This window comes from Streptomyces sp. NPDC012510 (assembly GCF_042955065.1).
In the GTDB taxonomy this organism is placed as follows: domain Bacteria; phylum Actinomycetota; class Actinomycetes; order Streptomycetales; family Streptomycetaceae; genus Streptomyces.
Genome location: NZ_JBIBEN010000015.1, coordinates 103,184 through 121,665, shown reverse-complemented (window position 1 = coordinate 121,665; position 18,482 = coordinate 103,184). Strand labels below are relative to the sequence as shown.

At 70.7% G+C, this 18,482-nt stretch carries 12 protein-coding genes; 3 read left to right on the top strand and 9 right to left on the bottom strand.

Features of this window, described 5'->3' with window-relative positions; translation table 11 throughout:
- Nucleotides 1–4: 4 nt before the first annotated feature.
- A complete protein-coding gene (locus ACFY9I_RS26715) occupies nt 5–613 on the bottom strand; it encodes a TetR family transcriptional regulator (RefSeq protein WP_391005837.1) in 609 nt (202 codons plus the stop codon).
- Between the two features lie 96 nt (nt 614–709).
- Between ACFY9I_RS26715 and ACFY9I_RS26710 the strand changes: the two genes are divergently transcribed.
- Entirely contained in the window at nt 710–2,311 is a 1,602-nt protein-coding gene (locus tag ACFY9I_RS26710) for an MFS transporter (RefSeq protein ID WP_391005834.1), read from the top strand.
- 177 nt (nt 2,312–2,488) lie between these two features.
- On the opposite strand, the gene serA is transcribed toward ACFY9I_RS26710, so the two are convergent.
- The 6 genes from serA to ACFY9I_RS26680 all read right to left on the bottom strand — a co-directional run bounded on the left by serA (nt 2,489) and on the right by ACFY9I_RS26680 (nt 12,586).
- Nucleotides 2,489–4,078 carry a phosphoglycerate dehydrogenase gene (gene serA / locus ACFY9I_RS26705; RefSeq protein ID WP_391005832.1) on the bottom strand — a complete coding sequence of 530 codons (1,590 nt, stop codon included), beginning with the start codon at nt 4,076–4,078 and terminating at the stop codon, nt 2,489–2,491.
- A 257-nt stretch (nt 4,079–4,335) separates the two neighbouring features.
- A complete protein-coding gene (ilvC, locus tag ACFY9I_RS26700; RefSeq protein ID WP_033526863.1) occupies nt 4,336–5,337 on the bottom strand; it encodes a ketol-acid reductoisomerase in 1,002 nt (333 codons plus the stop codon).
- Between the two features lie 118 nt (nt 5,338–5,455).
- Nucleotides 5,456–5,983, bottom strand: a complete 528-nt coding sequence (gene ilvN, locus ACFY9I_RS26695; RefSeq protein WP_037712203.1) for an acetolactate synthase small subunit — start codon at nt 5,981–5,983, stop codon at nt 5,456–5,458.
- A gap of 25 nt (nt 5,984–6,008) precedes the next feature.
- Nucleotides 6,009–7,856 (bottom strand): acetolactate synthase large subunit, encoded by a 1,848-nt coding sequence (locus ACFY9I_RS26690; protein ID WP_391005828.1) that lies wholly within the window; start codon nt 7,854–7,856, stop codon nt 6,009–6,011.
- Nucleotides 7,857–8,103: 247 nt separating this feature from the next.
- Nucleotides 8,104–11,205, bottom strand: a complete 3,102-nt coding sequence (locus ACFY9I_RS26685) for an EAL domain-containing protein (RefSeq protein WP_391005825.1) — start codon at nt 11,203–11,205, stop codon at nt 8,104–8,106.
- 391 nt (nt 11,206–11,596) lie between these two features.
- Nucleotides 11,597–12,586: an NAD(P)-dependent oxidoreductase gene (locus tag ACFY9I_RS26680; RefSeq protein WP_391005822.1), complete on the bottom strand. Its 990-nt coding sequence runs from the start codon at nt 12,584–12,586 to the stop codon at nt 11,597–11,599.
- A 75-nt stretch (nt 12,587–12,661) separates the two neighbouring features.
- Between ACFY9I_RS26680 and ACFY9I_RS26675 the strand changes: the two genes are divergently transcribed.
- Together ACFY9I_RS26675 and ACFY9I_RS26670 are read left to right on the top strand one after the other, a co-directional pair.
- Nucleotides 12,662–13,660, top strand: a complete 999-nt coding sequence (locus ACFY9I_RS26675) for an aldo/keto reductase (RefSeq protein ID WP_391005819.1) — start codon at nt 12,662–12,664, stop codon at nt 13,658–13,660.
- A gap of 114 nt (nt 13,661–13,774) precedes the next feature.
- Nucleotides 13,775–14,938: a PQQ-dependent sugar dehydrogenase gene (locus ACFY9I_RS26670; RefSeq protein WP_391005816.1), complete on the top strand. Its 1,164-nt coding sequence runs from the start codon at nt 13,775–13,777 to the stop codon at nt 14,936–14,938.
- A gap of 2 nt (nt 14,939–14,940) precedes the next feature.
- Here the strand turns inward: ACFY9I_RS26670 and ACFY9I_RS26665 are convergent, their stop codons facing one another.
- A complete protein-coding gene (locus ACFY9I_RS26665; RefSeq protein ID WP_391005813.1) occupies nt 14,941–15,201 on the bottom strand; it encodes a type II toxin-antitoxin system RelE/ParE family toxin in 261 nt (86 codons plus the stop codon).
- Between the two features lie 30 nt (nt 15,202–15,231).
- The gene (locus ACFY9I_RS26660; protein WP_391006103.1) at nt 15,232–18,324 is read right to left on the bottom strand and encodes an AAA family ATPase; all 3,093 of its coding nucleotides are present in this window, start codon (nt 18,322–18,324) and stop codon (nt 15,232–15,234) included.
- Nucleotides 18,325–18,482: the final 158 nt, after the last annotated feature.

Here is an 18,482-nt window from a genome sequence, read left to right as displayed (position 1 = left end):
CGGCCTAGGGCCCTTCTGGCCCCGTGCCTCCGGGCTGTGCCGCCGCCTCCATCACCTGACGGAGCCCTTCGGTGAGGGCCTCGGCGTCGGGGGCGCCCTCGGGGTCGAAGGTCCACTGGGCGACGAGGCCCAGCAGCAGGGTCAGGTAGAAGCGGCCGAGGGTGTCCGCGGCCGAGTCCGGGACGTCCTCGTCCCGGCCGCCCATGAACAGCGTCACGATCCCGCGCGCGCCCTCCCGCTGGGCCCGCGCCAGGTGCTCGCGCACCTCCGGCAACTGGTCCCCCATGGCCAGCACCTCCATGCTGAGCCGCCACAACGAGCCCGGCTCGCGCATGGTCTCGACGGCGTTCGCCCACACCTCGCGGAACCGTTCGACCGACCCGGGCGCACTGCCGCTCCCGACCGCCCCGCCGCCGTCGAAGGTGTCCGAGACCTCCTCGACCATCGCCACGTACGCCTGCGCCAGCAACGCGCCCTTCGAGCCGTAGTGGTAGCCGATCGACGCCAGGTTCGTCCCCGATTCCTTGACGATGTCGCGCGCCGTCGTACGCGCGAACCCCTTCGCCAGCAGGCAGCGCTTGGCGCCTTCCAGCAGATCCTCACGATGTCCCATGCGGATCAGCGTAGTCGCACCCATACAGTCGTCCCAGACGAACGTTTTATACGATCGTTCTAGACGAGCGTCTAATACGCCCGTACAGTCACGGTCATGACGACGAACCCCCTGAACCCGGCCACCCCCCATGCCCCTCGACACCGGGCCGGGCGCCGTGAATGGACCGCTCTCTGCGTCCTGATGCTGCCGCTGCTGCTGGTCTCGATGGATGTGTCGGTGCTGTACTTCGCGGTGCCGGCGATCAGCGCGGATCTGGAGCCGAGCGGCACGCAGTTACTGTGGATCTTCGACATCTACGCGTTCGTGCTGGCCGGGCTGCTGATGACGATGGGCTCGCTCGGTGACCGCATCGGCCGCCGTCGGCTCCTGATGGTGGGTGCGGCGGCGTTCGGCGCGGCCTCGCTGGTGGCCGCCTATGCGAACAGCGCCGAGACGCTGATCGCGGCGCGCGCGGTGCTCGGCATCGGGGGCGCGACGCTCATGCCGTCGACGATGGCACTGACCCGGACGCTGTTCACCGATCCCGTGCAGCGGGCGAAGGCGATCGGTGTCTGGTCGGGTGTGATGGCGACGGGCGTCGCACTCGGTTCGGTGCTCAGCGGCGTCCTGGTGGAGTACTTCTGGTGGGGCTCGGTCTTCCTGGTGAACCTCCCGGCGATGGCCCTGCTTCTGCTCCTCGGCCCCTTCCTGCTCCCCGAGTCGAGGAACCCGCGCCCCGGCCGCTTCGACCTGCTGAGCGTCCCGCTGTCGATGGCGGCCGTCCTGCCCGTCATCCACGGCCTCAAAGAGATCCCGTCGGAGGGCTGGAACGTGCGGTACGTGATGTCGGTGACCGTCGGCCTGCTCTTCGCGGCCCTGTTCGTCCACCGCCAGCGCACCGCTCCCTCCCCCCTGGTCTCCCCCGCGCTGTTCCGGGGCCGGGGCTTCACCCCGGCGCTCGCCCTCAACCTCGTCGCGTCCTTCGGGATGATGGGCTCGGTCTACTTCACCACCCAGTACCTCCAGTCCGTCCTCGGCAAGAGCGCGTTGGAGGCCGCTCTCTGGGGCCTGCTCCCCTCCGTGCTCGTCGGCGTCGCCGCGCCGGTCACCACACATCTGGTGCAGCGAGGGGTGGACCGCGCACACATGGTGGCGGCGGGCTTCGCGACGGCCGCGTGCGGCTACGGGCTGCTCGCCACCGTCGGCCCGGACTCGCTCTGGCCGGTGCTCGTCGGCTCCGGCGTCCTCGCCGCCGGCATCGTCACCGTCCTCTCCCAGATGACCGATCTCGCCCTCGCCGTCACCCCGGTCGAACGCGCCGGCTCCGCCTCCTCCGTCCTCGAGACGAGCCAGGAGTTCGGCGGCGCCCTGGGGATGGCCGCCCTCGGCTCCATCGGCACCGCCGTCTACCACCACGACATCCCGGCCTCCGCCCCCGCCCCGGCCCGCGAGACCCTGGGAGGCGCCCTGGCAGTGGCCCAGCAACTCCCCGCCCCCGCAGCCGAAACCCTGAGCACGGCGGCCCGAGCCGCCTTCACCTCCGGCATGCAGAGCGCGACGGCCACGGGGGCCGCCGTACTGCTGGGCGCGGCGGTGTTGGCGGCGCGGACCCTGCGAGGCGCACGACACGGGAGTTGCCCACCGAGCGGCTCGCCCAGCGCCTCACAGAGCGCGGGGAACCGCGCGGCAAGCTCCCGTCCACCCGCTGCCGACTGACGCGCCCAAGAAGGGCCCAAGCGGATCGAAGGGGCGCGGCCCTGGTGGGGGCACCTGCCGCCCCAGCGAAACCGCGAGTGACGGGAGAGACGGGTAGGGGTGGGGCGGCGGCGAAACAAAAGGCGGGACCCGGTCACCCAAGGTGACCAGGTCCCGATGACCCGCGGAAACCAAACCTCAGACGAGGTTCACCGATCGAGCCGACGTCGCCCCGATCTCCTCCGCGACCTCCGCCAGCACCGACTGCGCCACCGTGTCATCCACGGTCAGCACCGCCAGCGCCTCACCCCCGGCCGCGGACCGCGCCACCTGCATCCCGGCGATGTTGATCCCGGCCTCACCGAAGATCCGACCGACCGTACCCACGACACCGGGCCGGTCGACGTAGCGGAAGACGACCATGTGATCGGCGAGCGCGAGATCCACGTCGTACTCCCCGACCGCCACGATCTTCTGGTGGTGCTTCGGCCCGGCCAGCGTGCCGGAGACCGACACCTCCTCACCACTGCCGAGCGTGCCCCGCACGGTGACGACATTGCGGTGGTCCGGCGACTCCGAGCTGGTCGTCAGCCGCACCTCGACACCGCGCTCCTGGGCGAACAGCGGAGCGTTGACGTACGACACCGTCTCGTCGACGACGTCCTCGAAGACACCCTTGAGGGCGCTGAGCTCCAGCACCTTCACATCGTGCTGGGTGATCTCGCCGTACACCTCGACATCGAGGCGGACCGCGACCTCACCGGCCAGTGCGGTGAAGATCCGGCCGAGGCGCTCGGCGAGCGGCAGGCCCGGCTTGACGTCCTCGGCGATGACGCCGCCCTGGACGTTCACCGCGTCCGGCACCAGTTCACCGGCGAGGGCCAGCCGCACGGACCGCGCCACCGCGATGCCCGCCTTCTCCTGGGCCTCGTCGGTGGAGGCGCCCAGGTGCGGCGTGCAGACGACCTCGTCCAGCTCGAACAGCGGCGAGTCGGTGCAGGGCTCCTTGGCGTACACGTCGAGGCCCGCGCCGGCGACCCGGCCCTCCTTGAGCGCCGAGTACAGCGCGGCCTCGTCGACGATCCCACCGCGCGCGGCGTTGACGATGCGCACCGACGGCTTGACCCTGTGCAGCGCCTCGGAGCCGATCAGGCCGACCGTCTCGGGGGTCTTGGGCAGGTGGACGGTGATGAAGTCGGAGACCTCGAGCAACTCGTCCAGCGACAGGACCTTCACGCCCATCTGCGCGGCCCGCGCGGGCTGCACATAGGGGTCGTAGGCGACGACCTTCATGCCGAAGGCCGACATGCGCTGCGCCACCAGGGCACCGATACGGCCGAGGCCGACGACGCCGAGGGTCTTCTCGGCCAGCTCCACGCCGGTGTACTTGCTGCGCTTCCACTCGCCGTTCTTCAGCGCGGTGTTCGCCTGCGGGATGTGGCGGGCGGTGGCCAGCAGCAGACCACAGGCCAGCTCGGCGGCGGTCACGATGTTGGAGGTGGGGGCGTTGACGACCATCACGCCGGCCTTGGTGGCGGCGGAGACGTCCACGTTGTCGAGGCCGACGCCGGCGCGCGCGACGACCTTCAACTTCTTCGCGGCGGCGATCGCCTCGGCGTCGACCTTGGTGGCCGAGCGGATCAGGATCGCGTCGACGTCGGCGATGGCCGGGAGCAGTTCGGCTCGGTCCGCTCCGTTGCACTGCCGGATCTCGAAGTCCGGGCCGAGCGCGTCCACCGTGGCGGGCGACAGCTCTTCAGCGATGAGTACGACTGGTTTCGAGCTCACGTGAGTCCTCACAAGTCCAATACTGCGGACGGCCGTCCCGACGGCCGCAGGCGGTGGAGGGGAGTGACACCCGGAATTCCCCGGTGTCGCTTGGCCGCGTGGAAGACGCACGACGCTGTGGGCCTGACGCGTATGTAGTCCAGCAGTGTAGTGGCGCCGGGAACGTCGTCTCACGCCACTGCGGAAGGATCACCCGGACGGGAAAAACGAGGTCGGCCGTGGCACCGGGTGACCCCGCCACGGCCGACCTCGAGAAGTCACGCCTCTTCGTCGTTGACCCACGACATGAGCTTGCGCAGCTCCTTGCCCGTGGTCTCCAGCAGGTGCTCGGAGTCCTGGGTCTTGTACTCGTTGTACTTCTTCAGACCGCCGTGGTACTCGTCCATCCACTGCTGGGCGAAGGTGCCGTCCTGGATCTCGGCGAGGACCTTCTTCATCTCGGCCTTGGTGGCGTCCGTGATGATCCGCGGGCCGGTGACGTAGTCGCCCCACTCGGCGGTCTCGGAGATCGACCAGCGCATCTTCTCCAGGCCGCCCTCGTACATGAGGTCGACGATCAGCTTCAGCTCGTGCAGGCACTCGAAGTACGCGATCTCCGGCTGGTAGCCGGCCTCGGTCAGCGTCTCGAAGCCCGCCTTGACCAGCGCGGCCGTACCACCGCAGAGAACGGCCTGCTCACCGAAGAGGTCGGTCTCGGTCTCCTCGGTGAAGGTCGTCTTGATGACGCCGGCGCGGGTGCCACCGATGCCCTTGGCGTACGACAGGGCCAGCGCGAAGGCGTTGCCCGTGGCGTCCTGCTCGACGGCGGCGATACACGGAACGCCGCGGCCCTCCTCGTACTGGCGGCGGACCAGGTGGCCCGGGCCCTTGGGGGCGACCATGCAGACGTCGACGCCGGCCGGGGGCTTGATGAAGCCGAAGCGGATGTTCAGGCCGTGGCCGAAGAACAGCGCGTCGCCGTCCTTGAGGTTGTCCTTGATGTGGTCCTCGTAGACCTGCGCCTGGATCGGGTCCGGGACGAGGATCATGATGACGTCGGCCTCGGCGGCGGCCTCCGAGGGGGTCACCACGCGCAGGCCCTGCTCCTCGGCCTTCGCCTTGGACTTGGAGCCCTCGTGCAGACCGACGCGGACGTCCGCGCCCGAGTCGCGCAGGGACAGCGCGTGGGCGTGGCCCTGGCTGCCGTAGCCGATGACCGCGACCTTGCGGCCCTGGATGATGGACAGGTCGGCGTCAGCGTCGTAGAACAGCTCGGCCACTTTGGGTTCTCTCCTTGAGTGCAGGTGTTGCGTCCCACCGTATGACGGCGGGGGGAAGTGAAGTCTCGGGGTCTCGGTATGCGGGCGGCCGGATTCCCCCGACCGCCCGAACGCTTGTCTAGGCCGACCGGTCGAGGGCGCGCAGCGAGCGGTCCGTGATCGAACGGGCGCCGCGGCCGATCGCGATCGTGCCGGACTGGACCAGCTCCTTGATACCGAACGGCTCCAGCATCTTGAGCATCGCGGACAGCTTGTCGCTGGAGCCGGTGGCCTCGATGGTGACGGCCTCCGGGGAGACGTCGACCGTCTTGGCGCGGAACAGCTGGACGATCTCGACGATCTGGGAACGGGTCTCGTTGTCGGCGCGCACCTTCACCAGAACGAGTTCCCGCTGAACGGCGGAGCCCGGCTCCAGTTCGACGATCTTCAGGACGTTGACGAGCTTGTTGAGCTGCTTGGTCACCTGCTCCAGCGGGAGTTCGTCGACCACCGACACCACGATGGTGATGCGGGAGATCTCGGGGTGCTCGGTTACTCCGACCGCGAGGGAGTCGATGTTGAAGCCGCGACGGGAGAAGAGGGCCGCGATCCGGGCCAGGATGCCCGGGGTGTTCTCCACCAGGACGGAGAGCGTGTGCTTGGACATGGTCGGGTTCCTTTACCTGCGGCTCTCAGTCGTCTTCGTTGTCGCCGAAGTCCGGGCGGACGTCCCGGGCGGCCATGATCGTGTCATTGGAGGTGCCGGCGGCGACCATCGGCCACACCATCGCGTCCTCGTGGACGATGAAGTCGACGACGACCGGGCGGTCGTTGATCGAGTTCGCCTCCTCGATGGCCTTGTCCAGGTCCTCCGGGCGCTCGCAGCGGATCGCGTAGCAGCCCATGGCCTCCGACAGCTTGACGAAGTCGGGGACGCGGGTGCCGCGGGCGTTGGGGTTGACGTCGTCCGGGCCGCTGTGGAGCACGGTGTTGGAGTAGCGCTGGTTGTAGAACAGGGTCTGCCACTGGCGGACCATGCCGAGGGCGCCGTTGTTGATGACCGCGACCTTGATCGGGATGCCGTTCAGGGCGCAGGTGGTGAGCTCCTGGTTGGTCATCTGGAAGCAGCCGTCGCCGTCGATCGCCCAGACGGTCCGGTCCGGGGCTCCGGCCTTGGCGCCCATGGCGGCGGGGACCGCGTAGCCCATGGTTCCGGCGCCGCCGGAGTTCAGCCAGGTGGCGGGCTTGTCGTACTGGATGAAGTGGGCGGCCCACATCTGATGCTGGCCGACGCCCGCCGTGAAGATCGTGCCCTCGGGGGCGAGCTGTCCGACGCGCTCGATGACCTGCTGCGGGGAGAGCGAGCCGTCGGCGGGCTGGTCGTAGCCGAGCGGGTAGGTCTCGCGCCAGCGGTTGAGGTCCTTCCACCAGGCGCTGTAGTCGCCCGGACCGCCCTCGCCGTGCTCCTTCTGCACAGCCTGGATCAGGTCGGCGATGACCTCACGGGCGTCACCGACGATCGGCACGTCGGCGGCGCGGTTCTTGCCGATCTCCGCCGGGTCGATGTCCGCGTGCACGATCTTGGCGTACGGGGCGAAGCTGTCCAGCTTGCCGGTGACGCGGTCGTCGAAGCGGGCTCCGAGGGCGACGATCAGGTCGGCCTTCTGCAGTCCGGTGACGGCGGCCACGGAGCCGTGCATGCCGGGCATGCCCAGGTGCTGGGGGTGGCTGTCGGGGAACGCGCCGAGCGCCATCAGGGTGGTGGTGACGGGCGCCCCGGTCAGCTCGGCCAGCACCTTCAGCTCGGCGGTCGCCTGCGCCTTGAGGACACCGCCACCGACGTACAGGACGGGTCGCTTGGCGGCGGTGATCAGCTTGGCGGCCTCACGGATCTGCTTGGCGTGCGGCTTGGTGACGGGCCGGTAGCCGGGCAGGTCCATGGTCGGCGGCCAGCTGAAGGTGGTCTTCGCCTGGAGGATGTCCTTGGGGATGTCGACCAGGACCGGTCCCGGGCGACCGGTGGAGGCGATGTGGAACGCCTGCGCGATCGCCCGGGGGATGTCCTCCGCCTTGGTGACGAGGAAGCTGTGCTTGGTGATCGGCATGGTGATGCCGACGATGTCCGCCTCCTGGAAGGCGTCCGTACCGATCGCCTTGGACACGACCTGTCCGGTGATCGCGACCAGCGGCACGGAGTCCATGTGGGCGTCCGCGATGGGGGTGACCAGGTTGGTGGCGCCCGGCCCGGACGTCGCCATGCACACCCCGACCTTGCCGGTGGCCTGCGCGTAACCGGTGGCCGCGTGGCCGGCGCCCTGCTCGTGGCGGACCAGCACATGCCGCACCCGCTTGGAGTCCATCATCGGGTCGTACGCCGGCAGGATGGTGCCGCCCGGAATGCCGAATACCGTCTCTGCCCCGACCTCCTCGAGAGAGCGGATGAGGGACTGCGCACCCGTGACGTGCTCGACGGGGGTGGACTGTCCTCCGGATCGGGGCCGCGGCTGCGGATGGTGGGCCCCGGTGGCCTGCTCGGTCATCGGCATTCTCTTCTCGATGCTGAGGGTGTTTTGCGAGGTTCGTGCGGTGTATGGCTGGCGCCTGACTGGTGCCCGTGCAACAAAAAACCCCTCCTTGCCACAAGGCAAGCGAGGGGAGCGCGCCGGGTACGGTCGCTGGGGATTCCGGAACGGTGTCCGGTGGGTCCCAGCTTCAGCCGACGCGCTTTCCAAGTACGAGAATTCGGGTGCGCATGGCACAGACCCTCTCCCCGGCGCGCACCGCATGTCAAGTAGGTGGGACGGGAGTCTCATTATGTGAGCGAAGGGCACTGCCGCCTCCGTAGACAGCGGGTACACCACTTGTGTACACCCCTGCCCCACCGCCCGCGAACGCGGGTTCCGCCGGTCCCGAGGGCACCGGATAGCGCCCCAGAGACAGGGCCCGGCGAAGGCGGTATTCCTCCAGCGGCCCGGAGAAGGCGGCGCCCTGGCCATGGGTGCAGCCCATCGCCCTCAGGGCGACGACCTGCTCGGGCAGGTCCACCCCGTCGGCCACGGACTGCAGGCCCAGATCACCCGCGATACGAAGCAAGCCACTGGTGATCTTGTAGAGCCGTGTGGACTCCACGACCCCCTCCACGAGGCTCCGGTCCAGCTTCAGGATGTCGACGGGGAGCCGCCGCAGTGCCGTGATGGCGCCGTGGCCGCTGCCGAAGCCGTCCAGTGCGATCCGGACGCCGAGGCGCTGGAGGTGGTTCAGCCGACGCTCCAGGTCGTCCGGCGGGCCCTTCAGGTGGGTGTCGGACAGCTCGACGATCAGGGAGCCGGAGGGCAGACCGTGGCGGGTCAGGAGCGTCTCCAGGGATCCGGGAGGCAGTGAGCGGTCCAGCAGGCGCCGGGCGCTCATCCGGACGGACACCGGCACGTTCAGGCCGTTCGTCATCCGGTCGGCGGCCTGCTCGACGGCCTGTTCCAGCATCCACCGGCCCAGCTCGGCGGTCTTCTCGCTGTCCTCGGAGACCCTCAGGAACTCGGCGGGTGTGAACAGCACCCCCTGCGACGAACGCCACCGCGCCGCCGTCGCCACCGACGAGATCCGGCCGGTCTCCAGCTCCACCACGGGCTGGTTCAGCAGCATGAACTCGCCGTCGTGCAGCGCGGCCCGCAGCCGGGTGGCCAGCTCGGCCTTGCGGACGACGTCCTGCTGCATCTGTGGCTTGTACAGCTCGACGCGGCCCTTGCCGGAGGCCTTGGCGCGGTACATGGCGAGGTCGGCGTTGCGCAGCAGCTCGCCCGCGCCGAGGCCCGGCTCGGCGAAGGAGACGCCGATGGAGGCGGCCACCCGGACGTCGTTGCCGTCGATGGTGTAGGGCTGCGAGAGGGTGATCCGGAGCCGGTCGGCGAGCTCGAAGATGTGCCGCTCGCGGGCGGCGCGGTCGCGGGAGCCGTCACCCACGATGAGCGCCGCGAACTCGTCGCCGCCGAGGCGGGAGGCGGTGTCCCCCTGCCGGACGGCGTCCTGGAGTCTGCGGGCGGCCTGGACGAGCAGTTCGTCCCCGGCCTGGTGTCCGATGGTGTCGTTGACGGCCTTGAAGCCGTCCAGGTCGATGAAGAGGACCGCCGTGTTGCGCAGGGCGACACCGCGGTCGGAGGAGCGGCGGCCGGAGAGCGCCTGTTGGACGCGCTTGGTGAACAGGGCGCGGTTGGGCAGGTCGGTGAGCGGGTCGTGCTCGGCGTTGTGCTGCAGCTGGGCCTGCAGGCGCACTCTCTCGGTGACGTCCCTGCTGTTGAAGATGAGGCCACCGTGGTGGCGGTTGACCGTGGACTCCACGTTCAGCCAGCCTCCCCCACCGCCGGACTTGAAGCGGCACTCGATGCGGGTGGTGGGTTCCTCGGCGGGGTCGGCGGCGAGGAAGCGGCGCACCTCGTGGACGACGCAGCCGAGGTCCTCGGGATGGATGATCGAGGCAAGCTCCTTGCCGACGAGGTCCTCCGCGGGGCGTCCGTAGACCCCGGCGGCGGCCGGGCTGACGTAGCGGAGGATGCCGTTCGGCGCGGCGATCATGATGACGTCGCTGGAGCCCTGGACCAGGGAGCGGAAGTGGTTCTCCTTGTGGGCCAGTTCCTGGGTGAGCGTGATGTTGTCCAGGAGCATGATGCCCTGGCGCACGACGAGGGCGAGCACGACGGTGCAGGCGGTGATCAGCACCACGCGGTCGACGCTGCGGCCGTTGAGGACGTTGTAGAGGATGCCCAGGGTGCAGACGGCGGCGGCCAGGTACGGAGTGAGTGCGGCCAGGGATCCGGCGATGGGGCGGTTGGCCGGATAACGACCGTGGTCTCCCCCCTGGAGGAGCACATGAACGTCTCCTCCCGGTGGGCCGTCGTGCCGGTGGTCCGGCTGGACGTCGTGGCGCGGCCGGACGTCGTGGCGGTGTCCGGGGTGTGCTTCGTGCAGGTGCCCGGGGTGTGCCTCGTGGCGCTGGCCCGGGATGTGTTCGTGCACCACGCGCGCGTGCCCGCCGTCGTCCGCGTGTCCTTGCCGCTGGCCGGCCCAGGGGGCGTAGGCGAGGAGCAGGGAGCCCGCGAACCAGCCGGCGTCAAGGAGCTGGCCGGACTGGTAGCTGGTGTGCAGCAGGGGTGAGGTGAACAGGGCGTCGCACATCACGGTGAGCGCGAGGGCGCCGATCGCGGTGTTGACCGCTGAGCGGTGCATCGAGGAGCGTCGGAAGTGCAGCGCGAGCACCATGCTGACCAGGGCGATGTCCAGCAGAGGGTAGGCCAGCGAGAGCGCGGTGTGCGCGGTGTTGGAGTGTTCGAGCTGGGCGGTCTGGGCGAGCGCGAGACTCCAGGAGAGGGTGGCCAGGGAGCCGCCGATGAGCCAGGCGTCCAGCGCCAGGCAGACCCAGCCGGCCTTGGTCACGGGCCTCTTGGCCAGTACCAGCAGGCCGACGATGGCGGGGGGCGCGAAGCAGAGGAAGAACAGGTCCGCGTAGCTCGGCTCGGGCACGGGCCGCTCCAGGACGACCTCGTACCACCCCCAGACGCCGTTGCCCAGCGCCGCCATGGCGGATGACAGGGCGAACAGCAGCCAGGCGGGTCGAAAGCGGCTGCGGCGGCCGCGCGCGTAGCGGAAGCAGGAGACGGCCGCCGCAGCCGCGGCGGCGCTGAGGCCGAAGTCGCCCATGACGAGGGCGACTCGCTCATTGCCCCAGCCGAACGCGGCACCGACGGCGTAGGCCGCGCAGAGCAGGGCGAGGACGAGCTGGGCCCGGAGGCTCGCGCCGGTGCGGGGGGACGTCGAACCGCCGGGCGGCGGCTCGGAAAGCGGCTTGGCCGACCGGGGCGCGGGGCTCAGAGTCGAGGCGGACGACTGGCGGGGGCTCACCGGGGCTCCCGGGTGAGCGCCGCTCCCGTGTCCCACTGGTCCCGGGGCATCGGAGGGATGTGCTGTCTGCGGCTGCCGTGCCTGCGGTGCCGACCGTGACAGCTGCGGTCGCCGTGGCTCCCGTGCGGGTGCCTCCGCGTCGCAGCTCGCCAGGGCCGCCGTCGGCGACTCCGCCGCGTCGGATCGTTCGTCCATAGGCCGTGCATCGCCCGTCGCCCCCCTCGCTGTCTCAAGTCCGTCCCCGGCGCCGAACGGTGCGCGGCGCAGCCCCTGTCGGGACGATACACCAGTCTCGTCACTCAGGGACATAGCTTCTCTACGCTCCGTGACCATGTGCGGCAACACGAGCACGTTCCGCTTCCGAAGGAATGCGGAGGGTGCCCGAAGTGGATTAAGCGTCGTCCGTCTCGCCTGTCGTAAGGACCACGTTGCGCAGTGGCTCCCGGTTCACGAAACGCTCCAACTGGTCCACCAACAGCCTTTTGGCACGCGGCAGGAAGGCCGTTGTGGGCCCTCCGACATGGGGGCTGATGAGCACCCCGGGCGCGTGCCACAGGGGGTGCCCCGGCGGCAGCGGCTCGGGGTCGGTGACGTCGAGTGCCGCCGTGATGCGCCCGTCGTCCAGTTCCGCGAGCAGCGCCTTGGTGTCGACGACGCTTCCGCGGGCAACATTCACCAGGAGGGCCCCGTTCTTCATCCGGGCCAGGAAGTCGGCGTTGACCAGGCCTTTCGTCTGTTCCGTGAGCGGAGTGGACAGGATCACGACATCCGCGTGAGGGAGAAGTGAGGGCAGTTCGGTGAACGAATGCACCGGTCCGCGCGCCGTGGTGCGCTCAGAGCGCGCGACGCGCGCCACCCGCGCCACCTCGAAGGGCACGAGCCGGTCCTCGATCGCGGCGCCGATCGCGCCGTAACCGACGATCAGGACGGACCTGTCGGCGAGCGCCGGCCTGAAGTCGCCCTGCCAGCTCTCCTGTTGCTGGGCCCGTACGAAGTCGGGGACGCCGCGCAGCGAGGCCAGGGTCAGGGTCAGCGCGAGCTCCGCCGTGCTGGCCTCGTGCACTCCGCGCGCGTTGCAGAGCTGGACGCCGGGCGAGACGACCGAGAGCCGGGCGAGGACGTCGTCGACGCCCGCCGTGAGCGTCTGGATGACCCTGAGGTTCCGCATCCGCTCCAGCGGACTCATCCGCACCGGCCAGCGCTTCATGTACGGCACCACGTAGAGCACGCAGTCGGCGGGGTCGCCCGGAAAGGGCTGTGTGCCGTCGTCACCTCCGTCCCAGAAGAGATAGGTGGGGCCGTGAGGGAGGCCCTCGATCTCGTCCGGCCGGATGGGGAGCCAGATGTCGGCGGTCACGTCGGGAGTCGCGTCAGCGGTCATGCCCCGGAGGCTATGTCAGGTGCCTGGTACGGCAGAGGTTAGGTTGGGCACCGGGAGAGGGAGGGTCACGATCAGGTGGAGCGCAGGACGATCGGCGCGGCGACGCTCGAGGTGGGAGCCGTCGGCCTGGGGTGCATGCCGATGAACTGGGCGTACACCGGGTCGAGGCAACGGGGCGACGAGTCGGTGCGGACAGTGCACCGGGCGCTCGACTGCGGCGTCACGCTGCTGGACACGGCCGACATGTACGGCCCCTTCACCAACGAGCTGCTGGTGGGCCGGGCGTTGCGGCAGCGCCGCGCGGAGGCCTTCGTCTCCACCAAGGTGGGCCTGCTGGTGGGCGAGCAGCACATCGTGGCCAACGGCCGCCCCGGCTATGTGAAACGTGCCTGCGACGCCTCGCTGCGCCGGCTCCAGACCGATGTCATCGACCTCTACCAGCTTCACCGGGCGGACCCCGAGGTTCCCGTGGAGGAGACGTGGGGCGCGATGGCGGAACTCGTACAGGCCGGGAAGGTGAGGGCGTTGGGCCTGTGCGCGGTCGGCGCTCGGGCGGCCCGCCGGCCGGGGGCGGGCATGTACGACACCACGCTCCGCCAGCTCCAGCGGGTCCAGCAGATCTTCCCGGTGAGCGCGGTGCAGGCGGAGCTGTCGGTCTGGTCGCGGGAGGCCCTGGACTCCCTCCTGCCCTGGTGTTCGGCCCGAGGCATCGGCTTCCTCGCCGCCATGCCCCTCGGCAACGGCTTCCTCACCGGCACCCTGACCCCCGGCGGCGGCTTCGAACCCGACGACATCCGCGCCCGCCACCCCCGCTTCACCGCCGAGATGATGGCCGCGAACCAGCCCCTCGTGGTCGGTCTGCGCCGCGTCGCGGCCCGCCACGGTGCCGACGTGACCCCGGCCCAGGTCGCCCTGGCCTGGGTACTCTCCCTGGGCCCCCACGTCGTGCCGGTACCCGGCACCAAGCAGGCCCGGTGGGTGACGGAGAACGCGGCGGCGCACACGCTGCGCCTCACTGTCGAAGAGCTGTCAGAGGTGGCACGCCTTCCTCCGGCGCGGGGATCATGGGACTGAGGGACGCCGCTCGCGGGAGGCGGCCCGGGAGAATCCTCTTGATCGGGCAGAGGTGGAACCTGTGGGGCACACGCGGTGTACGACAGGTAGAAGCTCCACGCCGAAGGGATCGTGATGGTGCAACGTCGAGTGGTGACGGCCGCGTTGGCCGCAGCCGTGCTCCTGGTGACGACCGGCTGCTCCTCGGACGACGGTGAGCGGCCGGAGGCGGCCGGCAGTTCGCCCCCGAGCAGCAGCAGCGCCGAGGCGCCGCCGTCCGAGGAGGCGGCCGGGGCGCCCCCGGACAAGGGCTCGGTGAAGGTAGTCCGTACCGTCACCGAAGACCTCGACAGCCCCTGGGGCCTTGCCGCACTTCCCGAGGGCGGCCTCCTGGTGTCCTCCCGCGACGAGGCCACGATCAGCAGAATCGACGAGAAGACCGGGAAGAAGACCCGGCTCGGCGAGGTCCCCGGCGTCGCCCCGGCGGGCGAGGGCGGCCTCATGGGCATCACCGTCTCCCCGGAGTACGCCTCCGACCACATGATCTACGCGTACTTCACCTCGGAGTCCGACAACAGGATCGTGCGGATGCTGTACGACCCCGAGAAGCCGGCCGGGGAACAGCTCGGCGCCCCCGACACCATCCTCAGGGGCATCCCCAAGGGCACGAACCACAACGGCGGCCGGATCGCCTTCGGCCCCGACCAGATGCTGTACGCGAGCACCGGCGAGCGGTACGAGGGCCCCCTCGCCCAGGACAAGGACTCCCTCGGCGGCAAGATCCTGCGCATGACGCCGGACGGCGAGCCCGCCCCGGGCAACCCCTTCGACAACTCCGTCGTCTACTCGTACGGCCACCGCAACGTGCAGGGCCTCGCCTGGGACGGCAAGCAGCGGTTGTGGGCCTCGGAGTTCGGCCAGAACACCTGGGACGAGCTGAACCAGATCCGGCCGGGCGGGAACTACGGCTGGCCGGAGGTCGAGGGCAAGGGCGACAAACCCGGCTTCGTCGAGCCGGTGGCCGTCTGGAGCACGGAGGAGGCCTCCCCGAGCGGTATCGCCATAGCGGAGGGCTCTGTCTGGATGGCGGGCCTGCGTGGCCAGCGCCTGTGGCGCGTCCCCCTCGACGGCACCGAGGCCTCCGCCGACCCCCAGGCCTTCCTGGAGGGCGACTACGGCCGGCTTCGCACGGTCGTCTCCGCCGGCGGAGACAAACTCTGGCTGGTCACCAGCGAGACGGACGGCCGCGGCTCCCCCGAGGGCGGCGACGACAAGATCCTGGAGCTGCAGGTGACCTAGGGCTACTCGTCGTCGATGAGCGACTGGTCGAGGATCGCCACGGACACCAGGATCAGGAACGCTCGGTGGATCATGTAGTCGACGGTCAGTCCCGGTGCTACGGACACCACACGAATGTCCTCACCGCTCACGGCCTGGGACACCGGCGTGAACGGATCCTCGGCCAGCTTGTGGAGCCCCCGCTCCAGGAGCTTGCGCCTGTCCTCGGCAAGCGCGTCCCTCTGTGCCGCAGCACGCTCTGTGAACTCGATCTGGTACAACACAGCTCCTCCGCGGTTCGTGACCTGACCTCATTATCCCGCGACCAGCGGCTTCCCCTCCTCCACCGGGCGCAACCCCACCCGGTGGGCCACCGCCGCCGCCTCGCCCCGGCCGGAGACACCGAGCTTGGCGAGGATGTTGGAGACGTGGACGCTGGCGGTCTTGGGGGAGATGAAGAGTTCCTCGGCGATCTGACGGTTGGTGCGGCCGGCGGCCACCAGGCGGAGGACGTCGTGTTCACGGTCGGTGAGGCCGAGCGCGGCGACGGGGTCGGCGGGGCTGAGGGCCGGCTCGGCGGGGCGGCCGAGGGTGAGGGTGAGGCGGGCGCGTCGGGCCAGGAGGGCGACCTCGTCGGCGAGCGGACGGGCGTCGAGATGGTCGGCGACGGCGGCGGCCAGCCGCAGCAGCTCCGTCGCCCGGTCGCGGGCCTCGTCGTCGCCACCGTCGGTCAGCAGCGCCTCGGCGAGCCGGTGCCGGACGCGTGCGAGATCGTAGGGCCGTTCCAGGGGTTCGAAGGCGGTGACGACGTCGGACCACTCGTCCAGGGCCGTCCGGCCCTCGGCCCGACGGAGTTCGGCGCGCACCCAGCGTTCGTGGGCGAGCCAGAGCGGGGAACCGGTGGTGAGCTTCTTGACCACGGTGAGGATCCGGTCGAGCACCTCGGCGCGCCCCCGCTCCAGAGCCGGGACACCTCGCGCGTCTGCCTCGGCGGTGGCGGCGGTGAGCAGCAGGGGCCAGGCGTAGCGCTGGGTGCCGACGGGGAAGCCGGTGTCGAGGACACGGGCCAGTTCGGCGCGGGCGTCCAGGAGGCGGTTCTGGGCGACGGCGATGCCGATGGTGAGGGCGGACAGCGGCAGGATGTTCTGGGGCATGGTGTTGTGGGTGCCGTAGTAGCTCTGCGCGGCGGCGAGTCGACGGCCGGCCTCGGCGAGGTCGCCGCGGGCCAGCGCGATGGCGGCCAGGCACATGGCGCTGAGACCGCCCGGTCTGGGGTTGCCGCTGCCGACAGTGACCTGACCGGCTGCTTCCAGCGCCTCGTTCCAGCGGCCGAGGGAGATGAGTGACTCGGAGAGGTTGCCCCGGATCCAGGCCTCGGAGACCGACAGGCCCATGCGCCGGGTGACGTCGAGGCCTTCGTGCAGGACGTGGACCGCCTCCTGGGAGCGGCCGACGCCCTCCAGGTAGGACGGAAGGTTGACATAGGCGCGGCCCACGACGGCGGCGGGCCCGCGGTCGAGGGCCCGGCGGAGGACCTGCTCCATCTCCGCGACACCGGCCTCGACGTCGCCGGCGTCGACCACCAGGCCTCCGACGGTGAGGCGGGCGTTCAGTTCGATGTCCTCGGCGCCCACCATGCGCGCGTAGTCGACGGCACGCTGGGCGTCGGAGAGTGCGTCGGGGCCCGGGGAGTGGAGCATGGACCAGCAGGACACGCGGGAGAGCACCTCGGCGTGCACCTCGGAGGGCGGCAGGCCGCGTACGAGTTCCTGGGCGGTGGCGATCTCCTTCCAGCCGTCGCCCCGGCCGAGGTTCTCAATCAGCATGGAGCGCTGGATCCAGAACCAGGCCGCACGCAGTGGATCGTCGCCGTCCGCGAGCAGGTCGAGGGCGCGGCGGGTGATCCGCATGGCCCGCTCGCGCTCCCCGCACAGTCGTCCGGCGACGGCGGCCTCGGCCATGAGGTCGAGGTAACGCAGCGGGCTCGTGGCGGGGTCGCAGCCGCAGGGCGGGTAGACCTCGGTGTAGTCGATGGGGCGCAGGGCGGCGCGCACGGGGTCGGGGGCGGCGTCCCACAGCTCCATCGCCCGCTCCAGGAGCCGTAGTTGCTCTGCGTGAGCGTGCCGGGAGCGGGCCTCGGCGGCGGCGTCGAGGACGGCGGGCAGGGCCTTGGCGGCGTCATGGGCGTGGTACCAGTAGCTGGCCAGGCGGGTGGCGCGGCCGTCGGCCGGGACGAGCGTCGGGTCGGCCTCCAGGACTTCGGCGTAGCGGCGGTTGAGGCGGGAGCGTTCGCCGGGCAGCAGGTCGTCGCTGACCGCCTCGCGGACCAGGGAGTGCCGGAAGCGGTAGCCGTCGCCGCCGGGTGCGGCGTGCAGGATGTTGGCGCCGACGGCGGCGCGCAGGGCTTCGATGAGGTCGTCCTCGGGGAGCCGGGCCACGGCCGCAAGCAGGGCGTACTCCACCGTGGAGCCGCCTTCGGCGACGATGCGGGCGACCCGCTGGGCGTCCTCGGGAAGCCGTTCGACGCGGACGAGCAGCAGGTCGCGCAGGGAGTCGGTGAGCCCGGGGCAGCCCTCGTCGTGGGCGGCCACCGCGAGCTCCTCGACGAAGAAGGCGTTGCCGTCGGAGCGTTCGAAGATCTCGTCGGCGCGCTCCGGTGCCGGTTCGGCGGCGAGGATGCCGGCGAGCTGGTGGCCGACCTCGGCGCGGTTGAAGCGGGGCAGTTCGATGCGACGGACGGTGCGGAGGCGGTCGAGTTCGGCGAGGAGGGGGCGCAGGGGGTGGCGGCGGTGGATGTCGTCGGAGCGATAGGTGGCCAGGACGACGAGGCGGCCGGTGCGCAGGGTGCGCAGGAGGTAGGCGAGGAGGTGGCGGGTGGATGCGTCGGCCCAGTGCAGGTCCTCCAGGACGAGGACGATCGTGCGGTCGGTGGCGAGGCGTTCCAGGAGGCGGGCGGTGAGTTCGAAGAGGCGGGCCGTGCCCTCCTCGTCGTGCCGGGCGCGGGGGGCCTCGCCCAACTCGGGCAGCAGTCGGGCCAGTTCCCGTTCCTGGCCGGCGGCAGCGGCGGCCAGTTCGTCGGGCAGTCGGCGGCGCAATGCGCGCAGCGCGGTGGAGAAGGGCGCGAAGGGCAGTCCGTCGGCGCCGATCTCGACGCAGCCGCCGAGGGCGACGACCGCGCCCGCACGGACGGCTTCGGCGGCGAACTCCTCGACCAGCCGGGTCTTGCCCACCCCGGCCTCACCGGCGAGCAGCAGTGCCTGCGGCCCGCCCTCGTCCGCCGCGCTCGCCGCCGGCCGCTCGACGCCCCCATCGGTCGCGCGGGCCAACGCCTGCCGCATCACCTGCAGTTCGTCGGCACGACCCACGAACACCGGACTGACGGACCTGGTCTCCACATCTCCGAGCATCGCACGGGGCGCGGACACTCCGGCACCGATTATCCGCAGACGCCGACGGGTGGCCGGACCGCCCGCCCGGCCCTCGGCTCCGGCTCCGGCTCCGGCTCCGGTCTCCTCGGATCCCGGCCCGGCTTCCGCTCCGACGCCGCCCCAGCGCACCACTGTGC